Raw genomic sequence first — 16,692 nt, forward strand, 5'->3', positions numbered from 1 at the left:
TTATTGTCCCGCTTCTTTCAGAATTATAGCATAATCGTTTTTAAAAGCCATTTCGTAAATTAACTATAATTGTTTATGTATTGATAAATTATACCGGTACAATTATAATGTAAACGTATAATATGAAAATGAAGGCAGGAATTCTTCTACACTTGCGAAGTTGATGGTTGAAGCTGCTGCAGTGCATTTATTCGGCATGCAAGCGGCAGTCAAATAAAGGAGGATATAAACGATGGGGACATTGCCAAAAGATTTTTTATGGGGAGGCGCTCTGGCCGCCCACCAATTTGAAGGGGGATGGAATAAAGGCGGCAAGGGGCCGAGTGTAGTGGACGTCATGACGGCAGGCGCGCATGGTGTGCCCCGGAAAATAACAGATACAATTGAAGAGCGGGAATTTTATCCGAATCATGAAGCGATCGATTTTTATCATCGTTATAAAGAGGACATCGCATTATTCAGCGAGCTGGGCCTGAAATGTTTAAGAACGTCCATCGGCTGGAGCAGAATTTTTCCTAAAGGTGATGAAGCCGAGCCTAATGAGGAAGGGTTGGCTTTTTACGACCGGGTGTTTGATGAATTGCTGAAACATGGGATTGAACCGGTAATCACGCTGTCACATTTTGAGATGCCGCTGCATTTGGCGAGGGAATACGGCGGTTTCAGAAACAGAAAAACAGTCGGGTTTTTTGTGAAATTCGCTGAAGTGTGTTTTGAACGCTATAAACATAAGGTGAAATATTGGATGACGTTTAACGAAATCAATAATAAGATGGATGTGAATAATCCGATCTTTTTATGGACGAACTCGGGCGTCGCCGTCAAAGAAAACGAAAACGCAAAAGAAGTCATGTATCAGGCCGGCCATCACGAACTGCTGGCAAGCGCATTGGCTGTTTCGAAGGGAAGAGAAATCAATCCCGAGTTCAGGATCGGCGCGATGGTATCACATGTCCCGATTTACCCATACTCATCTCACCCCGATGATGTGATGCTGGCTGAAGAAACGATGAGACAGCGCTTTTTCTTCCCGGACGTCCAGGTTCGCGGATATTATCCAAGCTATGCGTTAAAAGAATTTGAAAGAGAAGGCTATCAGATACACTTTGAAGACGGTGATGAAGAGATTTTGAAAAACGGCCGAGTGGACTACCTCGGATTCAGCTATTACATGTCCACTACCGTAAAAAGTGACGTGATAAACGATAATACCGGGGATGTCGTAAACGGAGGATTGCCAAACGGCGTGGAAAATCCTTATATTACAGCGAGTGATTGGGGCTGGGCGATTGACCCGACCGGTTTACGGTACACATTAAACCGCTTATACGACCGCTACCAGATTCCATTATTTATCGTGGAAAACGGATTCGGCGCCATTGACACATTAGAAGAGGACGGTTCAATTCATGACGCTTCAAGAATTGAATATTTATCGTCACATATAAAAGCTTTGGAAAAAGCAGTCACATATGATGGCGTGGATGTAATGGGCTATACCCCATGGGGAATTATTGATATCGTGTCATTTACAACCGGAGAAATGAAAAAACGCTACGGCATGATTTATGTTGATCGGGATAATGAAGGCAACGGTTCAATGAGGCGGCTTAAGAAAGACTCATTTGAATGGTATAAAAAAGTGATTGAAACAAACGGCGCATATGTATCCTAAAGGTGTAAAAAGGGAAGGCTTCACCGTTGTGTGAAGCCGGCTCTTTATCAGTGGTTTTGAAAGCGTATTCATTTGAGCGGGAAGGAGGTGACTGTCCGGCTTTTCATTTAGAATCGCTTATAAAAATAAGGAAAGGGATGGTGGTTCATGTTTTTTAAAAAAAGTCTGCACATGACCCTGGTTTTTCTTATGTTTTTCTTTTTCATATCAAGCAGCATGCAAACCGAAGTGTATGCTGCTGATCGGAAGGCTTCAGACAAAAACAAAGTAAGGGTGTGGTTCAGTTCTGAAAAAGATCCGGCTTCCCGTACGTGGTATGACGGGCCGCTGGAAGTGAAATACGCCTTAGACGAACAAACACCGCTTACATGGACAAAAAAGAAGGCTTCTGACTCCGCCACCGTGTATATTGATCCGTCGCGCCGCTATCAAAGTGTGTTAGGCGTAGGATCGTCCCTGGAAGAATCCACAATCCATAATTTATCAAAAATGACACCCGCAAAAAGAAAAGAAGTGCTGAAAAAATTGGTTGATCCCAAAGATGGTATCGGCATGGACGTTATGCGCATAACGATCGGGACATCTGATTTTACGGCACAGGAATTTTATACGTATGACGATATGCCTGAAGGCCAAACAGATCCTAAGCTCCGTCATTTCTCGATCCAAAAGGATATTGATTTACACATTACAGCAACCATCAAGGAAGCGCTGGCGATAAATCCGGAACTGAAAATCATTGCCTCACCATGGAGCCCGCCGGCTTGGATGAAAACGAATGAAAACCTCAAGCGGGGAAAGCTGAAAGATAAATATATCGGTGCACTGGCCGTTTACTTCCGCAAATTTATTGAGGCGTACGAAAAGCAGGGAATTCCGATTTATGCGATGACCCTTCAAAATGAACCTTTGCTGGAAATCGACTATCCGAGCATGTACATGCCGCCGTCTCAGCAGCGCAAACTGGCACTGGCCTTAAAAAAAGAAATGAAAAAACACGTAATTGACACGAAAATTTGGATTTATGATCACAATGCGAGCGGGGCGTGGAACTATATTCCGCCGATTTTAGATGATAAAAAAGGAAACCGGGCGGCAGACGGCATCGCTTTTCACGATTATGACGGTGACCTTTCCGTCATGTCGGAAATCGGAAAGAGATATCCTGATCAATCTATTCACTTAACGGAGCGGTCTGTCTGGGGGACGGCAGGGGCGGATCGGATCGCACAGTATTTCCGCAACGGCGCGTCGAGCTACAATGCGTGGGTGACGATGCTCGACAGTCAAATTAAGACGCATCATTGGATAGGCACCCCGGACCCGACGCTGTTTATTCAGGATGCTAAAAACCCTGACCGCTATTGGAATATCCCGATCTTTCATATGACAGGCAACTTTTCAAAATTTATCGACCGGGGAGCAAAGCGGATAGAAAGTAATTACGGCTCCAAAAACACAGTCTCGAATGTATCGTTCCTTAATCCTGATCAATCCATTGTGACAGTCGTAATCAACCAGACATCTTCAGAACAAAAATTCCATGTCGTTTCAGAAAATCGGCAGTTTGAAGCCGTCATCCCGGCTAAAACCGTCGCCACCTACAAATGGCAGCACAAAAAGTAAAAAAGCCGGCACATTTACGTGCCGGCTTCTTTCTGTTAAGCGCCTTTTTGGTTCAGTTTATCAGTAGGCGCTTTATTGAATAAACCGTCTTTGACAGCGTTTGAAGACGCTTTTTTTACAAAAAACGGGTTAAGGATAATAACGGCTGCCATGTTAGCGGTCAAACCCCAAAACCCTTCATATATACCGTGGGCGGATTGGGTGATATTTACCGTGAATGTCACGAGAAGACCGACGAGAAGACCGATAATTGTCGCTTCTTTCGTTTGATTCTTCCAAAACAGACTGACGGCGATAGCCGGAAAGATCTGAACCATGCCGGAAACACCGAGAAGCTGAAGGGTAACGAGCGCAGTCGGGAACAGCATACCGAATAAAAGCGCGAGCCCGATGACGACAAATACCATTGAACGGGTGATCATCGTCAGCTTGCTTGGTGACACATTCGGGTGAATCAAATCCCGATATAAGTTATTCGCAAATAAGTTTGATGCTCCGATGGCCATGATAGAGCAGGGAATCAATGACGCAAGGGCGATCGTGGAGTAAGCAAATCCCTGTGCGACTCCGCCGTAAGACGTTTGAATCAGCTTCAATAAAGCGAGCCGCGGATTGGTATCTTCCGGAAGGACAAGAAACGCGATAAAGCCGAGAAAAATAACAAGAATCAAAACAATATTATAAAGCGGCAGAAACATGCTGTTTTTGCGGACGGCATCTGCGCTTTTTGCCGTAAATACGCCGGTTGCCGCATGCGCCCACATAAAGAGCGCCAGCGCAGATACGATGGAAGCTGTGATAAACCAAGGAATTCCTTTCGGCCCCGAGTCCGGAATCGTCAGCATTTGCGGCGCTTTTTCAGCCAAAGTGTGAATCATCGGCGTCCAGCCGTGAAAATGGATCAGCGGAAGTGAGACGACCATAAACAGCATAATCACCCACACCAGAATGTCTTTAATAATCGCCGTAAACGTCGGCCCTTTAATTCCGCTGAAAAAAGTATACAGCGCTACAAGAATAAAAGAGATGATGACGACCATATTGACATTAATGACACCCGTTCCGGCCACCTGAAGCGTATCTTGAATCCCGCTCAGCTGGAGACAAATATAAGGAATGAGCATAAGAACGCCGACAATGGCGACAAGACTGGCCAAAAGTTTACTGTCAAAACGCTCACGGGCGTAATCGGCAAGCGTCGTTAATTTATGGATTTTTGCCACTTTCCACAGCTTCGGCAGAAAGAAATAAGCAATAAAATACGCCAAAACAGAATACGGAATTGCAAAAAAAGCTACGCTTCCCCCTGTGTAGGCGGTGCTTGTTAAGCCTAAAAACGTATAAGCCGTATAGAGATCCGCGCCGACTAAAAACCAGACGAGGAGCCCCCCGAACCGTCTGCCGCCGACAGACCATTCCTCAACAGAAGTACGTGATGATTTGTCTCTTCCGGCTATAAAGCCGATACAGACAACGGTTAAAACGATGACGGCTGTAATGATCAATGCTGTTATATTTGCGGGCATCAGTCCAGTCCTCCTTGTTTCTTCTGCAGCCTATAAATAAGAAACGAACATAATGGAGTGACTGCGATCCATAAAAGCAGCCAGAAATGAAAAAAAGGCAGCCCGATAATGATCGGATGAACCCGATTAGCGACTGACAGCAGGGCCAGCTGGCTGAAAGGGATTAAGATGAGAACGAAAATTAGTGCTTTTCTGACCATTTACTTTCCTCCTGAAACTTGATAATGCTCCTTATCATAGCAGGTGTCAGATAAGATCACAAGATATTTTTCAGAAAAAAAAGAATTCTATTACTTTTTTAACTGAAACACTTTAGTTGCATCTTCATTCATATTAAATTAGAATAGTTAATATCTCGAACTCAAGATATTTAGGAGTGAATACATTGAATACACAAGGATTGCACCATGTTACCGCATTTGCAAAAGATCCTGCTGAAAATCTTAGGTTTTATACTGAAGTGCTGGGTTTGCGGCTCGTTAAAAAAACCGTTAATTTTGACGACCCGGCCACTTATCACTTTTATTTCGGCAACCAAAACGGAGAGCCGGGCACGATCATTACATTTTTTCCTTTTCAGGGAAGCCGCCCGGGAACCGTGGGAAAAGGGCAGGCCGGAAGAATCTATTTCTCCGTGCCGAAAGGAGCACTCGCGTTTTGGAAGCGCCGGCTTGAAGAAAACGGCTTGTCTGTAAAAGAACAGATCATGCTGTCTGAACAAGTCCTTCTCTTTAATGATACAGAAGACCTGCCGCTTGCCATAATGGAAGATGAAAGAAGCGGACAGAGTGAATGGACTCCTTCGGGCATTACTGAAAAAGAAGCGATCACAGGCATGAGAGGTGTTCTTCTGTACTCGTACCGTCCTGAAGCAACCATTCAATTTCTCATAGAACGCTTCGGTTATTCAAAGACAGGAGAAGAAAATCAGATTGTCAGGCTGCAATCGGAGGCACGGATCGGACATATTATAGATGTTGACCTTGCGCCGAAAGAAGCAGGTGCCGGCGGTTACGGGACAGTTCATCATGTCGCTTTCCGCACGAGCGAAAAAGAGCAGGCGGAGTGGAAGGACATTCTTGCTGATTCTCATCTTGCTTCATCTGACATTCTTGACAGGTCATACTTTACTTCAATCTATTTCAGAGAAAGCGGCGGCATTTTATTTGAAATGGCAACCGATGAACCGGGCTTTATGACGGATGAATCTTTTGAAAATCTCGGAACAGAGCTGAAGCTTCCGGAATGGCTGGAAGAGCATCGCAGTCAGATTACAGCTGTTCTGCCCAAAATGGAGAAAGGAGAATGATGATGAAACATGTGTTTGAACAGGGAACGTCAGAAAATGTTCTGCTGCTTTTGCACGGAACGGGAGGAAATGAACATGATCTTCTGTCGCTCGGACGTTTTATCGATCCGAACGCAAGTCTGCTGGGGGTCAGAGGATCAGTGTCGGAAAACGGCATGCCCCGTTTTTTTAAGCGGCTGAAAGAAGGCGTATTTGACGAGAAAGATTTAATTGAACGGACGGAAGAATTAAAGAATTTTATTGATGAAGCGGCGCAAATGTACGGGTTCAGCAGAGAAAACGTGATTGCTGCCGGCTATTCAAACGGCGCCAATATTGCAGCAAGTCTTTTGTTTCATTATAAAGATGTATTGAAAGGAGCGGTTCTGCATCATCCGATGGTGCCGATACGCGGAGTGAAGCTGCCTGATATGGAAGGGCTGCCTGTGTTTATCGGTGCGGGAAAACGCGATCCCCTATGTACAAAAGAAGAATCGGAGGAGCTTTATCAGTATCTGACAGATGCTCATGCATCGGTTGCTCTTGAATGGCAGGAGGGCGGTCATCAGCTCACACAGCAGGAAGCCGAGCAGGCACGAGCCTGGTACAGTGAGCGATTCCTATAAAAAACCCTTAGTCTGCTTAAGCGGACTAAGGGTTTCTTTCATCTTACAGCCAAGTTGACACTTTAGATACAGGCAGCCGGTTGCTTTTATGCGCCGGCTTAACGGCTTTACCGATTGAAATCAGCATGACGGGCACGAAACGCTCACTCACGTCGAATTCTTTAACGAATTGCTCTTTATTGAATCCGCCGATCGCGCAAGTGTCGTAGCCTTTTGCTTTAGCGGCAAGCATCAGCTGCATCGCTGCTAAAGAAGCGTTTAAAAATGCTGAATCGCGGGCAAACTGATCATTTTGGTATGCACCGTTAATCTGGCCTAAAAGCGTTTGTTTAATCTCTTCTGTGATATTGCCTTGCTCAGCCAGTTCAGCATAAACTTCTTCACCATTTTCATTTGCTTTTAAGTCGCCTAATACGGCAATAACTGCTGATGAATCAATAATCTGTTTTTGATTAAAAGCAACCGGAAGCAGGGCAGCTTTTGCTTCATCACTGTGAAAGACTTGAAAATGCCAATGCTGAAGGTTCCAGGCGGAAGGCGCTTGCGTTGTGATTTCAAGGAGTTCTGTCAATTCCTCTTTTGTAATGACCGCGTCTTTATCGTATTCTTTAACAGATGCGCGTTCCTTTAAAACGTCTAATACGGATGTCATCATGTTTCCTCCTTCGGATAAACGTGTTATCATAATAGAAAAGTTAGAAGCTTACTAAATGTAACTCGAAAACTAATTTTAATGGATCACAAAAAACTTGTCAATTCATAGATGAAGGGATGAACTCACGTGGGATATACAATGTGTCCTAAAATGGAATCCGCTTTTTCTCTTTTGGGAAAGCGCTGGAACGGCCTCATTATCCATGTACTGATGGACGGGCCGAAACGATTTAAAGATATGACCGAAACGATACCGACAATCAGCCAAAAAATGCTCGCGGAGCGGCTCAAAGAGCTGGAACAAAATGAAATCGTCGAGCGTCAGGTGCTGCCTGAAACACCTGTCAAAGTCATTTATAAACTGACTGATAAAGGCATGGCCCTGCAAGCCGTTTTTCAGGAAATGCAAAAATGGGCAGACAGTTTTTGCGAGCCCGGGGGATCTGCGAACGACACATGTGATGAATAATAAAGGCTGCCCAAGGCAGCCTTTTCTTAATGATAATGTTTAATCGTCATAAAAACCATTAATATCAAAATTGTTCAGATTGAGGTTCAAGCCTTTTAATTGCTTTAATAAAGCATCGAATGTAAGGAAATGATCATTTTTACATTCCGCCGGAACATCGTTTGGAGAAAATAGTTTCATTCCTCCCTCAATCCACTGTTTCCGGTATAACTGAAATGCCGCTTCAATTAAATGATCAGGCGTTACAATAAACCCTAAGCTTACGTCATGGTCCTCACTGTAGCCGAATTCAAACCCGCAGCAGGGGCAAATATCAAATGTTTTTTGATATTCGCCGTTATAAACGGGATTTGTCTCTAATCCTTTAAATCCGCATATCAAACAAGGATACAACTCACTAACCAACATACATCCCTCTTTTATTCAGTTTGCAATCATTCAGAACAAGCGGGGAGGCCTTTTACAGTTTCCCGGTTAAAAACTGAGCCTCACCGAGCCCGAAGCTCCAATCGGCGTTCCCGTTTTCTGTAATGGAAATCATGACGTCCTCGGGTGATATGCCGCATTCTGTTTTAAGCTGATCAGCCATCAGTTGATATAACGTTTCTTTCTGATGTTCGGTGCGCGCTTTGCTGACAATGCTGATGATGACAAGATCTTTGCTTCTTTTGAAACCGAGCCCGGTATCTTCTATGATAAGCTCATGAGGCCGATGCTGGTGAACGATCTGATAACGGTCCGTTACTGGGACGTCAAAAGCTTTAACCATGGCGTAATGGGCGGTATCCAGTAATTTTTTTAATACTGCGTCATCCCGGCCTTCAATAACGTCAAAACGAAGTAATGGCATATTTTATTCCCCCTGATGGTTTTATAATGTCGCAACTTGTAAAAAAAGTATAACAGTTAATCAAAACATAATCAAATTATAACCAAAATGTTTACATCTTAATGCAATATCAGAGAGAGGCACAAGTTGTTACAACCGCCCAATCAATTCCCTCATTTTATGAATACGCTTAAGAATAGGCAGACATAAAGGAGGAAAAACATGTACCCTCGTCATGCATTGTATCGCGGGAATTTCGGTCCTGCCGGATTTCCGGCGAGAAGTCCTTTTTTGTTCGGCGCTCCTTTATTCGGCGGATTTTTAGGCGGTCTTCTCGGAGGCGTGATTGCCACAGGTTTTACAAGACCCCGTTATCCGTACGGGTTTGCCGGTTACGGATACGGAGGCGTCCCATACGGCGGTTTCGGGCCGGGAGCTGGCGGTTATCCGCCATTTTATTAAGAAAAAACGGCCTGCATCGCGCGGGCCGTTTTTTTATCTTAAAATCTCCACTTCCGATAGATTGTAGTCTTCCTGTTTTGAAAACATAACTTCAATCATCCCGTCTTTATAGACTGCTTTTGTTCCTTTCCGTTTGACGAGGCTCGGAAGTACGATTTCTTTTTTTCCTTCTCCCAGGCTGCTGTTCTCTACAACGAGGCTGTGTGACGTATGCTTAATCCTGATACGGTCGAGTTCCTCTTGTTCGGCGGGAATTTTCGCAAAAACATGATCGGATGTTTCAAACAGGTCAATTTCCGGCTTGGGCGGTTCCGCTTCGACCGGATCGGTCTTTTTGGACATCGGGTCGCGAAAAGGGAACTGTCCGGCATAGCCGGCGCCGAATACGCTTTCCATCACTCGGTTGACATATGTCTCGACATCTTTCGGATCAGCATTTTTAAACGTTTCTTTAGAGAACTGATTTTGGAAGGGAAAATATCTGTTCCAATCAAACACGGCATCTCACCCTTTCTTAACGGACAACATAGTATATGCCCGCCGGAAGCTTCCCGTGATATAATATAATCTGTTTACAGAAAGGAAGGGGAAGGCCGTGCAAGGGAATAACGTAAGAAAAGGAATCATTTATACCGCTTGTTCTTTCGTCATGTGGGGGCTGTTTCCGGTCTATTGGAAACTTCTTGAACAAATACCCGCATTGGACATTTTAGCTCACCGGATTTTATGGTCATTTGTTTTCATGTGTGTGCTTTTAACTGTGCTTAAGAAGTGGAAAACCGGATGGCGTGAACTGCGTCTTTTGAAATCGGAAGGGGGCCTGCTGGCGCTTTTTTTCGCTTCCGTTTTAATTTCCGTTAATTGGTTTGTGTACATATGGGCCGTCAATCACGGCTTTTTGCTTGAAGCAAGTCTCGGGTACTACATTAATCCGCTCGTTTCCGTTCTTTTGGGCATCCTATTCTTAAAAGAAAAGCTTAACAAGATGCAAACAGCAGCCGTTTCTATTGCCGGGGCGGCCGTGCTCATATCTGCGTTTCAATATGGCGCGGTTCCTTATATCGCATTGCTGCTTGCATTCAGCTTCGGTCTGTACGGCTTATGTAAAAAAAGAACCCGCATGTCCAGCACGATCGGACTGACGCTGGAGACGCTTTTGATTACCCCGGCTGCACTTATTTATTTAGGATATACAGTTGACGGGAGCACTTTTGGGTCCTTAGGGGCAGGAACATGGGCGCTCCTATTTTTCGCAGGCGTATTTACGGCCCTGCCGCTGTTATTGTTTGCAGAGGGGGCAAAGCGTCTGCCGCTGTATCAAGTCGGCATTTTGCAATATATAGCGCCGACCATTACCCTTATGCTCGGCGTGTTTGTGTATCATGAACCGTTTTCCGGGCAAAAAGCGTTTACCTTCATTTGTATATGGGCAGCATTGCTTTTGTTTACCTTTTCACAGATAAAATGGAAGCGGCCGATAAAAAGCCGCTAAGCCTTTCGCTTTCCAGCGATAGCTTAAATTATGTATAATCATTACGAGTATGTAAAGGAGCTGTACAATGGGCACTGATAAAGACATAGCAAAAGCCTATCAGGCACTGTGGAATAACCGCACTCTCCCGGCTTCAACCCTTGAAGAAGCGGAGAAGGCGATTGATCTTGAACTGCTTGATCAAAGAACACATCCGAGGCTCCGGAAGTCACCCGAGGAAAAGTTTGCTCTGGCGGTGCAGCGAATTGTAGATTCCCGGCTGCGGCCGATTGAGAAATATGAATTGGTTGAACTACATACGAAGCGTTTGCAATTTTTAAAAGAAGAAAGAGGGGAGCAGCTATGAAAGCGATCATAAAAGAAGATGTGCAAACTTCTTTAGAGCGATATGCCGATCGTCCTGTATATATCCATTTGGAAACAACGACCGGTTCTTATTCAGCGCATCTGAATGAGAAAAATATGACGGTTGTAGCCTATATACGCAATGCAAAAGTGACGTACCATCAGGCGAAAATCAAAGGAAACGGCCCGTACCGCGTCGGTTTGAAAACAGAAGAGGGCTGGATTTACGCAGAAGGTTTGACTGAGTATACAGTAGATGACGAAGACCGTCTGTTAATGGCGGGGCATCTGCCGGGCGGAAAATTGGCGATTTCGCTTCAAATCAGCGAAAAGCCGTTTACAGTTTAAAGAAAAGGGTGAAAATCATGAAAGAACATGTACTCGTCATCCTGCCTCACCCTGATGATGAATCATACGGAGTGGCAGGACTGATTGCTTTACACAGACAAAAAGATATTCCCGTTACGTATGCATGCGCAACGCTTGGCGAAATGGGCCGGAACATGGGAGATCCCTTTTTCGCGAACCGTGAAACACTGCCGCTGTTAAGAAAGCAAGAGCTGATTGACGCATGCAAAGCAATGGACATTACTGACCTGAGAATGCTCGGGCTTCGTGATAAAACACTTGAATTTGAAGATGACGAGTGGCTCGCGGATATGATGGAAGAGATTATCGACGATGTAAAACCGAGTCTGATTGTCACATTCTATCCGGAGCACGGCGTCCATCCGGATCATGATGCATGCGGCGAAGCGGTCATCAGAGCGCTTTACAGAAAGAAAAAAGAGGACCGCCCGCGCACGCTTTGCATGGCAATCACCCGCAACAGGGAGGAAGCCGTCGGCAAGCCTGATGTCATTCTTGATATTAAAGAGGTTGCCGATATTAAAATGAATGCCTTAAAAGCGCACCGCACCCAAACGGAAGGCATGCTGAGAGAGCTGGAAGAAAAAATTAAAAATAACGAGCCGGTTCTTCAGACATGGTTTGAAGAAGAAGTGTATTGGACATATCCGTGGAAAGACTGATAAAAAAAGGGATAAGGCTGAAATGCCTTATCCCTTTTTTTGTGTCAGATCGGAAGCGATCGCTTCCGCAAGCGAAGACCGTATTGATAAATTTGAAAAACTCAGTCCGAGCTGTACCGCGGTTTGTGCGATTTCAGGACGGATTCCGGATAATGTCGCTTTCACGCCGAGCATTCCGAGTGATTCAATTAAGGTGAAAAGCTGTTGGGCAACCATCGTATCAACCATGGCTACGCCTGATAAATCAATGTACAGCTGCGTGATGCGCTTCTCTGAACACTGGTGCAGCGTATTCTCCAAAATCATTTTGGCTCTTGCCGTGTCAATATCCCCGATCAGCGGCAGCAGTCCGACATTGTCAAAAAGCACAATGACCGGCGAGCTCAGCTCGGTAATCAATTCTTTTTGCGCTTCAAGCTGAATGTTTGTGTTTTTATACATTTCCTCTATGAAAATATGAATGACCACATCAAACGATTTAATCAGCGTATGGAATATATCTTCGGCATCTTCTTCTGTCACGGTGTCTGAATGAAGTCTGGTAAACTGCTTTACATGGCCGACATACAAATCACGAACTCTGATAAACTCGCGAATGATGTAATGGATGGGAGTTTTTAAATGTTCTTTATCCCGTGCGGCTTCAAACGCCCACTTTTCCAATGCCGCTGTATATACTTCCTTCTCTTCAGAAAAAATCCGATTGAGTTGATAATTAAACGCCAGATTTTGTTTTTTCAGATTTGTGAGAACAGCCGGGTCAGTAGAAGCATAAACAGAATCAGGATCCGTATCATGAAGGGTATCAAACCATGTCTGACTGATGTCCTCCGCCCGTTCGGTTAAATAATCGTACAGCAGTTTATGTTTTGGCATTGCTGCTCCTCCTTTATAAAATCATCATTTTTTTCACATAACGCTTTTGCAGCTTCATCAGTCTGAAGAATAAACCGACAGCTCCTGCGGCAAGTCCTGCAATTAACCCGATCCAGTAGCCGTATGCCCCGAGGCTCGTGTAAGTGCCGACTGCGTAACCGAGCGGAAGCCCGATAATCCAATACGAAACAAAAGCCGCACCGAGTGTATAGTTGACATCCTTATATCCTCTCAGGGCGCCTTGTATCGGAGCTGCTACGGCATCAGAAAGCTGGAAAAACAGCGCATAGATTAAAAAGTGCTGCGTCAACAAGAGCACCTCCGGATCTGATGTATACATTCCGGCGATTTGCGGCCTGAACAGTAAAATGAAAGCCGCCGTGCATAAAGAAAAACAAAGGGCCATCACAATGCCGATATAGCTGTATGACCGGGCATCCCTGTAACGCTTTGCCCCTGCTTCAAAGCCGACTAAAATCGTCATGGCCATAGATACGCTGAGCGGCAGCATATACAAGAGGGAAGCAAAATTCATTGCCGCCTGGTGGGCTGCAATCGTCACCGTCCGGAAATGGCTCATTAGAAGTGTGACAGCCGCAAAAATGCTCGTTTCAAAAAATACCGCAAAACCGATAGGCAAACCGATTTTCAAAAGTTTTCTGCATTCAGACGGAGAAAAACGGTACAGTTTCCGAAATACAGAGTACCCGGCAAACGGCTCAAATCTGAAGACGATAAAAAAGCTGATGGCGCAAATACACCAGTAAGTCAGGGCGGATGCGAGCCCCGCACCGACTCCGCCCAATGCCGGCATGTTGAATTTCCCGAAAATAAATACATAATTTAAAACAAAATTAATAGGCAATGAGCAAAGCGTAATAAGCATCGTGACTCGCGTTTTGCCGAGTGCGTCAATAAACGAGCGCAAAACGGCGTACACAAACAAAGGAAAAATACCGAGGGATAAAAAGCCTAAAAAGTGTTTGGCGATCGTCCGGACACGAGGTTCCAAGCCCAAATGTCCCAAGACCATATCAACGGTGAAAAAGCCGATCAGGATAACCGCCGCACTGAGAATGGCCGCTACATAAACGGCCTGGATGACGGAAAACGGCACTTCCTTTTGTCTGCCGGCTCCAAACAGCTGCGAAACAACGGGCGTAACGGCCATTAATATTCCTGCAAGGCCCGTATACACCGGCGTCCACAGGCTGGAACCGATTGCAACACCGGCTAAATCGGCGGCGCTCACTTTCCCTGACATCACCGTGTCCAAAAAGGTGATCAGGGAAAGGCCCGCCTGCGTGATTAAAATCGGAATGAAGATATGTAACAGCTGTCTGACCTTTTGGCCGATCGTGTTCGTTTCTCTCAAGTTAGGTTCCCCGTTTCTTTATTTTAACGAGAGAAATTATAACATTTTATGTATAAAAAGCAATGAAAGCCGGCCTACTCTTTTTTGTCCGGTTTCGGCTTTTTAAACATCTTGGCATAAATGAATGAAAGTGAAATGACCCCTAAAAAGGTGCAGATATATTGCATCAGCCGTGCGAATTCCATATGATGTGCGCCTCCTTTCATGATTATGGTGTACACAGCGGCGCATATCCATGCGCGCGATGCAGAAAATAAGGGAAAGGAGATGATGTGACATGCGCCACACTCAAATGACGGAAAGCGCGTTTACCGCTGCCGTTCAAACGTATTTGAAACAAATTACGGAGGATGCCGGAATGATACTGCGGACATTGGATGAAAAAGACCAATGCCTTCTTTGCGAATTAGATGAACTGGGACATACGTTTCAGGAAATGCAGGCTGTCGCTTCGTCGTTTTACCTGCAGTCATATATCGAACATTTTACGCCTTCCTATACAGAGCTGGCGAGGGCCGTGCAGCATCTGGCGGAAGAAAAGCACGGAGCGCTGATTGTGATTGAACGTGCAGATCCGCTGGACGGAATGATACAAAAAGGGACCAGCCTGCATGCCGAGATCAGTTCAGCTTTAATTGAGAGTATTTTTTATCCCGGCAATCCGCTTCATGACGGAGCCGTATTGGTCAGAGAAAACCGGGTTGTATCAGCAGCCAATGTGCTTCCGCTCACAACAAAACATGTCGATCTCAAATACGGGACGCGCCACAGGGCCGCGATGGGACTTTCGGCCGTGACTGATGCACTCGTGCTCGTTGTTTCAGAAGAAACGGGAAAAATGTCTTTTGCTAAAGACGGCGGACTGTATCCGCTTGTTTCGCCGCGGGCGCTTCATACGAAATAATAAGAAAATGGGAATATTGTACCCATTTAATATTAATAAGGTGAACATCTTTACCTTTTTCTGTATTGATGTTATCGTTTAAATATACATAAAATTTAAAAGAATAGGGAGTGGAAAGATGGCAAATGTATTGATGATCGGCTTTCCGGGAGAAGGCCATATCAATCCGTCTTTAGGCGTCGTAAAAGAACTAAAGTCAAAAGGGGAACATGTCGTATATTACGGCGTGAAGGAATATGAGAACAAAATCGCGTCAAGCGGAGCGGAATTCCGTGAATATGAAGATTTCCGAAAAGATGAATTCGGAAAAAACGCAACGGGTGATGAACAGCGGGACGCTACCGAGTTTTTGCTATTAATGATTGAGACTTCCAAAAAAGCCGCACTCCGTATTCTTGAGGAAGTAAAAGATGAGTCCTATGACTACATCCTGTATGATCATCATTTTCTGGCAGGAAGGCTTGTGAGAAATAAGCTGAAACTGCCGGCATATTCACTTTGCACGACTTTTGCAATGAATGAAGCATTTATTAAAGAAGTGTTTTCAAATACAAACCTTGTATCAGAGGAATCATCTCATTATCCGGCTTATACCGAAGCGGTCAGCCGGCTCAATGAAGAATTCAGCGCAGACATTAAAACGCCGTATAATATTTTCTCAAATGACGGCAGAAAAACCATCGTATTTACTTCAAGAGCGTTTCAGCCGAAAGAAGAAGAGTTTGGCGATTCTTATCTCTTTGTCGGTCCGTCCATAACTGAAAGGCCGGCGGCTCAGGATTTCCCGTTTGAACAGCTTGAAGGAGAAAAAGTCCTGTTTATTTCAATGGGCACGATTTTTAACAATCAGAAGGAATTGTTTAATAAATGCTTAAAAGCGGTCAGAAACTTTAACGGAAAAGCCGTCATGTCAATCGGCAAACATCTTGATCCGGCGGAGCTTGATGAAATTCCTGAGAATGTCATTGTAAAGCCTTATGTTCCGCAGCTTGAGATCCTGAAGAGAGCGGACTTTTTTATCACTCACGGCGGAATGAACAGTACGAGCGAAGGGCTTTACTACAAAACTCCGATGATCGTCATTCCGATGGGCGCAGATCAGTTCGCCGTCGGAAGCCAAGTGGAAAACACGGGCGCGGGCAAGATGTTTAAAAAAGAAGATGTAACAGCGGAACTGCTCACTGAAGCAATAAAAGAATTGAGCGAAAATCCTGAATATCAGAGAAAAGCTTCTGAAATCGGAGAATCCCTGAAAGCGGCCGGCGGAGCACCGCGTGCAGCGGAATTGATAGCAGAAGACGTGAAAACTGCCGAGACCCGGATTCTGTAATCAGCCGTCACCCGCTTCCTTTAAAGGAAGCGGGCTTTTTTTGATTGTTTTTCGGGAGGATTTTCCACGCCGTAAAGAGAATTGTATGAAAAACAGACAAGAAAGGTGGAATGTCGCGGAAAAAAGCCATGTTATGAAAATGATTCCAAAGTCTTTTGTAAAATGTTCTCAATTTATGTAAAAT

20 protein-coding genes are annotated in these 16,692 nt (G+C 44.9%); 12 read left to right on the forward strand and 8 right to left on the reverse strand.

The annotated features are described in order from the left end of the window. The first annotated feature begins 232 nt into the window (after positions 1-232). Together bglA and G9F48_RS14390 are read left to right on the forward strand one after the other, a co-directional pair. Positions 233-1,675: a 6-phospho-beta-glucosidase BglA gene (bglA, locus tag G9F48_RS14385; protein ID WP_165409660.1), complete on the forward strand. Its 1,443-nt coding sequence runs from the start codon at positions 233-235 to the stop codon at positions 1,673-1,675. Between the two features lie 147 nt (positions 1,676-1,822). Next, positions 1,823-3,301 carry a glycoside hydrolase family 30 protein gene (locus tag G9F48_RS14390; protein WP_165409661.1) on the forward strand — a complete coding sequence of 493 codons (1,479 nt, stop codon included), beginning with the start codon at positions 1,823-1,825 and terminating at the stop codon, positions 3,299-3,301. A 35-nt stretch (positions 3,302-3,336) separates the two neighbouring features. Here the strand turns inward: G9F48_RS14390 and G9F48_RS14395 are convergent, their stop codons facing one another. Together G9F48_RS14395 and G9F48_RS14400 are read right to left on the reverse strand one after the other, a co-directional pair. Then, complete coding sequence (locus G9F48_RS14395; protein ID WP_165409662.1) at positions 3,337-4,827, reverse strand: sodium:solute symporter family protein; 1,491 nt, start codon at positions 4,825-4,827, stop codon at positions 3,337-3,339. After that, a complete protein-coding gene (locus G9F48_RS14400; RefSeq protein ID WP_003153716.1) occupies positions 4,827-5,027 on the reverse strand; it encodes a DUF3311 domain-containing protein in 201 nt (66 codons plus the stop codon). The genes G9F48_RS14395 and G9F48_RS14400 overlap by 1 nt, the downstream gene beginning before the upstream one ends. A 185-nt stretch (positions 5,028-5,212) precedes the next feature. Here G9F48_RS14400 and G9F48_RS14405 point away from each other — a divergent pair, with 185 nt between their 5' ends. Continuing rightward, positions 5,213-6,136 (forward strand): ring-cleaving dioxygenase, encoded by a 924-nt coding sequence (locus G9F48_RS14405; protein WP_003153719.1) that lies wholly within the window; start codon positions 5,213-5,215, stop codon positions 6,134-6,136. Positions 6,137-6,138: 2 nt separating this feature from the next. Beyond that, positions 6,139-6,741: an alpha/beta hydrolase gene (locus G9F48_RS14410; protein WP_031306620.1), complete on the forward strand. Its 603-nt coding sequence runs from the start codon at positions 6,139-6,141 to the stop codon at positions 6,739-6,741. A 43-nt stretch (positions 6,742-6,784) separates the two neighbouring features. On the opposite strand, the gene G9F48_RS14415 is transcribed toward G9F48_RS14410, so the two are convergent. Next, complete coding sequence (locus G9F48_RS14415; RefSeq protein ID WP_031379019.1) at positions 6,785-7,393, reverse strand: nitroreductase family protein; 609 nt, start codon at positions 7,391-7,393, stop codon at positions 6,785-6,787. Between the two features lie 129 nt (positions 7,394-7,522). Here G9F48_RS14415 and G9F48_RS14420 point away from each other — a divergent pair, with 129 nt between their 5' ends. After that, the gene (locus G9F48_RS14420) at positions 7,523-7,864 is read left to right on the forward strand and encodes a winged helix-turn-helix transcriptional regulator (protein WP_003153729.1); all 342 of its coding nucleotides are present in this window, start codon (positions 7,523-7,525) and stop codon (positions 7,862-7,864) included. A gap of 39 nt (positions 7,865-7,903) precedes the next feature. Here the strand turns inward: G9F48_RS14420 and G9F48_RS14425 are convergent, their stop codons facing one another. Both G9F48_RS14425 and G9F48_RS14430 read right to left on the reverse strand, forming a co-directional pair. Next, on the reverse strand, positions 7,904-8,272 hold the full coding sequence (locus G9F48_RS14425; protein ID WP_102422256.1) for a hypothetical protein: 369 nt from the start codon (positions 8,270-8,272) through the stop codon (positions 7,904-7,906). Positions 8,273-8,324: 52 nt separating this feature from the next. Beyond that, positions 8,325-8,714: a tautomerase family protein gene (locus G9F48_RS14430; RefSeq protein ID WP_165409663.1), complete on the reverse strand. Its 390-nt coding sequence runs from the start codon at positions 8,712-8,714 to the stop codon at positions 8,325-8,327. Positions 8,715-8,915: 201 nt separating this feature from the next. Here G9F48_RS14430 and G9F48_RS14435 point away from each other — a divergent pair, with 201 nt between their 5' ends. Beyond that, entirely contained in the window at positions 8,916-9,155 is a 240-nt protein-coding gene (locus G9F48_RS14435) for a hypothetical protein (RefSeq protein ID WP_003153736.1), read from the forward strand. A 33-nt stretch (positions 9,156-9,188) separates the two neighbouring features. Here G9F48_RS14435 and G9F48_RS14440 read toward each other — a convergent pair whose 3' ends face one another. Continuing rightward, complete coding sequence (locus tag G9F48_RS14440; RefSeq protein ID WP_014305207.1) at positions 9,189-9,653, reverse strand: hypothetical protein; 465 nt, start codon at positions 9,651-9,653, stop codon at positions 9,189-9,191. 97 nt (positions 9,654-9,750) lie between these two features. Here G9F48_RS14440 and rarD point away from each other — a divergent pair, with 97 nt between their 5' ends. The 4 genes from rarD (at position 9,751) to bshB2 (ending at position 12,023) form a co-directional block, all read left to right on the forward strand. Further along, positions 9,751-10,647: an EamA family transporter RarD gene (gene rarD, locus G9F48_RS14445; RefSeq protein WP_165409664.1), complete on the forward strand. Its 897-nt coding sequence runs from the start codon at positions 9,751-9,753 to the stop codon at positions 10,645-10,647. A 67-nt stretch (positions 10,648-10,714) separates the two neighbouring features. Continuing rightward, positions 10,715-10,993, forward strand: a complete 279-nt coding sequence (locus G9F48_RS14450) for a hypothetical protein (protein ID WP_003153742.1) — start codon at positions 10,715-10,717, stop codon at positions 10,991-10,993. Continuing rightward, entirely contained in the window at positions 10,990-11,340 is a 351-nt protein-coding gene (locus tag G9F48_RS14455; protein ID WP_007611980.1) for a YojF family protein, read from the forward strand. The genes G9F48_RS14450 and G9F48_RS14455 overlap by 4 nt, the downstream gene beginning before the upstream one ends. A 17-nt stretch (positions 11,341-11,357) precedes the next feature. Further along, positions 11,358-12,023 carry a bacillithiol biosynthesis deacetylase BshB2 gene (gene bshB2, locus G9F48_RS14460; RefSeq protein WP_031379023.1) on the forward strand — a complete coding sequence of 222 codons (666 nt, stop codon included), beginning with the start codon at positions 11,358-11,360 and terminating at the stop codon, positions 12,021-12,023. 27 nt (positions 12,024-12,050) lie between these two features. Here bshB2 and G9F48_RS14465 read toward each other — a convergent pair whose 3' ends face one another. Together G9F48_RS14465 and G9F48_RS14470 are read right to left on the reverse strand one after the other, a co-directional pair. Then, positions 12,051-12,899, reverse strand: coding sequence for an STAS domain-containing protein (locus G9F48_RS14465; protein WP_070081972.1), 849 nt, complete (start codon positions 12,897-12,899; stop codon positions 12,051-12,053). 13 nt (positions 12,900-12,912) lie between these two features. Next, on the reverse strand, positions 12,913-14,274 hold the full coding sequence (locus G9F48_RS14470; protein ID WP_165409665.1) for an MATE family efflux transporter: 1,362 nt from the start codon (positions 14,272-14,274) through the stop codon (positions 12,913-12,915). Positions 14,275-14,551: 277 nt separating this feature from the next. Between G9F48_RS14470 and cdaS the strand changes: the two genes are divergently transcribed. After that, positions 14,552-15,178, forward strand: a complete 627-nt coding sequence (cdaS, locus tag G9F48_RS14475; RefSeq protein ID WP_014305204.1) for a sporulation-specific diadenylate cyclase CdaS — start codon at positions 14,552-14,554, stop codon at positions 15,176-15,178. Between the two features lie 118 nt (positions 15,179-15,296). Continuing rightward, positions 15,297-16,508: a macrolide family glycosyltransferase gene (locus tag G9F48_RS14480; protein WP_165409666.1), complete on the forward strand. Its 1,212-nt coding sequence runs from the start codon at positions 15,297-15,299 to the stop codon at positions 16,506-16,508. Positions 16,509-16,692: the final 184 nt, after the last annotated feature.

Origin of the sequence: Bacillus sp. EKM420B (assembly GCF_011065565.1) — a bacterium.
Lineage (GTDB): Bacteria > Bacillota > Bacilli > Bacillales > Bacillaceae > Bacillus > Bacillus velezensis.